Source organism: Deltaproteobacteria bacterium, assembly GCA_012522415.1.
In the GTDB taxonomy this organism is placed as follows: Bacteria; Desulfobacterota; Syntrophia; order Syntrophales; family JAAYKM01; genus JAAYKM01.
Map to the genome: position 1 here is coordinate 1 of JAAYKM010000085.1, position 3846 is coordinate 3846.

Annotated in this window: 4 protein-coding genes; all 4 read left to right on the forward strand. The window is 47.9% G+C overall.

Features of this window, described 5'->3' with window-relative positions; genetic code table 11:
• Positions 1-134 precede the first annotated feature (134 nt).
• Complete coding sequence (locus tag GX147_07355) at positions 135-662, forward strand: permease (protein NLN60509.1); 528 nt, start codon at positions 135-137, stop codon at positions 660-662.
• A gap of 36 nt (positions 663-698) precedes the next feature.
• Positions 699-1298: a class I SAM-dependent methyltransferase gene (locus GX147_07360; GenBank protein ID NLN60510.1), complete on the forward strand. Its 600-nt coding sequence runs from the start codon at positions 699-701 to the stop codon at positions 1296-1298.
• 22 nt (positions 1299-1320) lie between these two features.
• Positions 1321-3198, forward strand: coding sequence for a DUF4914 family protein (locus GX147_07365; GenBank protein ID NLN60511.1), 1878 nt, complete (start codon positions 1321-1323; stop codon positions 3196-3198).
• 111 nt (positions 3199-3309) lie between these two features.
• Positions 3310-3846: class I SAM-dependent methyltransferase (locus GX147_07370; GenBank protein ID NLN60512.1), on the forward strand; the 537-nt coding region annotated here is incomplete at its 3' end.

Genomic DNA, 3846 nt, shown 5'->3' on the forward strand with positions numbered 1-3846 from the left:
ACATTGGTTATGGTTGGAATCGTAACAGCGCCGTTGGAAATAAAGGAGATCGGTAAAAAGTTTACATTTTTACGCAACGGACTCGGATTCCTTGCGGCACTGGCTATTGCCGGGATCATGGGGGTATTACTATCATGAAAACCATTAAGAATTTTACAGCGCCGATTTTAGTTTTGTTCGTGTTTCTCGGGTTGGCCGTATGGATGCCCGACACAGCTGTTCGGTCTTCTTTGGTCACGTGGGATTATTTCAAAGAAATGGCTTTGATCCTACCTCCTGTGTTTATCTTGATGGGATTCATGGAAGTATGGATCCCCAAAAGCAAAATACAGAGTTGGCTGGGCCGTGGTTCCGGAATAAAGGGAGCAATGATTGCTGTAGCACTTGGCACTTTACCTACCGGTCCGCTGTATGTGGCATTTCCTATGACAGCCGCCCTAATCAGGAAAGGCGCCAGCTTTACTAATATGGTCGTTTTTCTCGGATCCTGGGCTGCGTTGAAAATACCTCAACTGATGGTTGAGATTAAATTTATGGGCACAGCTTTTGCCGTAACCCGATTTATTTTAACGTTGATGGCATTGATGTTGATCGGCTTATTAATGGAAAACATCCTGCGCAGGTATCCGGATAAGGAGTGGTTGGCAAACGCAAAGAAATAAAAGAGCCTGTGTTGTCTGGAAATAAAAGGGATTAAGATGAAATATTTTGACAAAACGGATCACACGAAGAAAGGGGCCGTTATAGACAAGGCTTCCGCAGCATTGGATTTGGGCTCCTACGATACGATCCTCGACGTGGGGTGTGGGACAGGGGCGCTCTGCGCCGTCCTTGACGAAAGAGGCTTGTCAGTCACCGGGATCGATCCGGCATCAAAAATGCTGGCCATAGCAAAGAGGCATTCAAAAAGTGCAAATATAAAATATATTCACGGAAACGCTCTTGAGAAACTGCCCTTTGAGGATAAAAGCTTCGACATTTCGATTGCGTCCTATGTGGCTCACGGCATGCATGAGGAGGAACGAAAGCGCTTGTATGCAGAAATGGCTCGAGTCACCCGAAATAAAGTGATCATTTACGATTATAATCAAACCCGTGCTCTGTTGACTTCTGTTATCGAATGGTTGGAACGGGGAGATTATTTCCGCTTTATTAAGGATACGACGCATGAAATGGAACACTGCATATCCGAGATGCGGATGTGTTTTTCGGATGTGAAGGCGATTGATGTGGATACGCGGGCTGCCTGGTATATCTGTACGCCGAATCAGCTTTTCACGGAGAGTCAGTCATTGTAAGTAGAGAAAAGAGGTCTCAGTCATGAAAGAATTTATTCGCAAATGCAAGCTGCCCTACTATGTTTCGGATATTATATTAAACAGTAAATCAGTCGTTTGTCCTGCATCCAGAGAAGAAATGTTGGCGCTTTCCTTCGGGACACCGTCTCAGGACATTTTTGACGTTGAATATCAAGTGGAAGGTTTTGGCACTGTTAAAGAAGCCACTGTAACGAATTGCAAGAACGGCGCGGTGGTCAATTATCCCGATGACTACATGCGGCGGCGGGATCCGGACTGTCTGTTGGTGGCCGACGACAATGATACGGACAAGCCCAAATACGATGATGTATATAATCAAGACTTTGAACCTCTGCGAAACGCTACGTTCGAGTGGCTCAAAAAGCAGGACCTGATCGTGATGCCTTTCAAGGCGGGTGGGCAGGAATACGGATATGACGCTTTGTTGATCTCACCGGTCAACGCAGCGTTCTTTGCCTGTGGTCTGGGAGATCTGCAGGGATTTGTCAACATTCGGGAAGTCAACGGGGTTTTTTGTCCTAAGGCAGTGGTATTCCTGGCACCTCCCTTCCGTCACACGCATTTTCAGGGGAAGCAGATCGTGATCCACAACAGATTGGAAGAGATGCACGAATTGTTTTCCTATAATTTGTATCCGGGTCCCAGCGCAAAAAAGGGGATCTACGGCGTATTGCTGAACATCGGTGAAAACGAAGGATGGGTGACAGTCCATGCTTCGACCGTTAAGGTGATCACTCCTTACGACAACGAAATCGTCATCATGCACGAAGGCGCGTCCGGCGGCGGAAAAAGCGAGATGATCGAGAATATACATAAAGAAATGGACGGGCGGATCCTTTTAGGCCAGAATATCGTGACGGGTGAAAAAACTTATATCGACTTGAAAGAAACCTGTGAATTGCGGCCGGTTACCGACGATATGGCGCTTTGCCATCCCGATATGCAAAATGACAGCCGGAAACTGGTGGTTAAGGATGCGGAAGATGGCTGGTTTTTAAGGTTGGATCACATCACCGGGTATGGGGTGACGCCGCGTTACGAAAAAATATTCACACAGCCTGCGGAGCCTTTGATTTTTTTGAACATCAAGGCGGTTCCTCATGCAACCTGCCTTGTTTGGGAACATACGCCGGATTCCGACGGGACTCCTTGCCCAAACCCCAGAGTGATCCTGCCGCGTCGTCTGGTGCCCAATGTGATCAGCGAACCGGTAGAGGTCGATGTCCGGAGTTTTGGTGTCAGGACACCCCCGTGTACCGCGGAGAACCCATCTTACGGCATTCTGGGTATGTTTCACGTGTTGCCGCCTGCCATTGCCTGGCTGTGGCGATTAGTGGCGCCGCGAGGGCATAACAATCCGAGTATTACGGATTCTGTCGGCATGAGCAGCGAAGGTGTCGGTGCCTACTGGCCCTTTGCCACCGGGAAAATGGTGGAGCAGGCAAACTTATTACTGGAACAGGTAGTTCGTTCTGCCAATACCCGATATGTTCTGATTCCCAATCAGCATATCGGTGCTTATCAGGTCGGTTTTATGCCCCAGTGGATCGCAAGAGAATATATTGCCCGCAGAGGAAGTGCAAAATTTAAACCGGAACATTTAGTGCCGGCGCGTTGCCCTTTGTTCGGATATGCGCTGGAATCGCTGAAGGTAGACGGTCACTACATTCGAAAAGCCTTTTTGCAGCCGGAAACCCAGGCAGAGGTGGGATACGAAGGCTATGACGAAGGGGCAAAGATGCTCACGGAATTTTTCACGAGAGAAGTCGAAAAATTTGACACACCGTTATTGGATCCTCTCGGACAACAGATCATTCGTTTATTTTTAAGCGGTGCTGCGGCCTCTGAATATACCGAATTGATACCAATGAAGTATTAAAAATATAAAAGCATTTGAGCGGGCTGTTGCAAACAGAACGGTTTTCCGCGCGTTGAAAAAATAGGAAAGGACTTTTCGATGGGGAGTCTGTTTAAGTGGAAGAACTATACCATGGGTCCGCTGATACGGTGGGTACTGCATCATCCCAATGTGATGAAATCCAGACTGTTTCTCAAGGTGATGCAAGTTTTTCCCGAGAAAATCAGCAGGACCTACGACGCTAAGATCCGCAACGGAAGAGAGGCTGATTTGCTTCTTCTCGCAGCAGGACTGGATCTTCTTGAGCGCCAGCCGCTGCAGATTTTGGACTTGTGCACAGGGACGGGTCTTGCAGCGTTTGAAGCCGCAAAGCATTTCCCCAACGCCTTCGTCACAGGTGTGGACCAAAGTCCCGGTATGATCGAAGCGGCGAAAAGCAAAGTCAAAGAGAGCGATGTGTTGCGAATCTGCTTTGAACAGGGCAATGCAGTTGCGCTGGCCATCGAAAAAGAAACTTACGATCTGGTCGTTACGTCAAATGCGCCGGTGTATCTGGCAGAGGCCGTCCGGGTATTGAAATCCGAAGGGTATTTACTGATCGTGTTTTCGTTTGGGGGAAAAGTTTTTACCGATGCAGAAAGGGACGTAAGAAATCTTCTTAAAATAAAC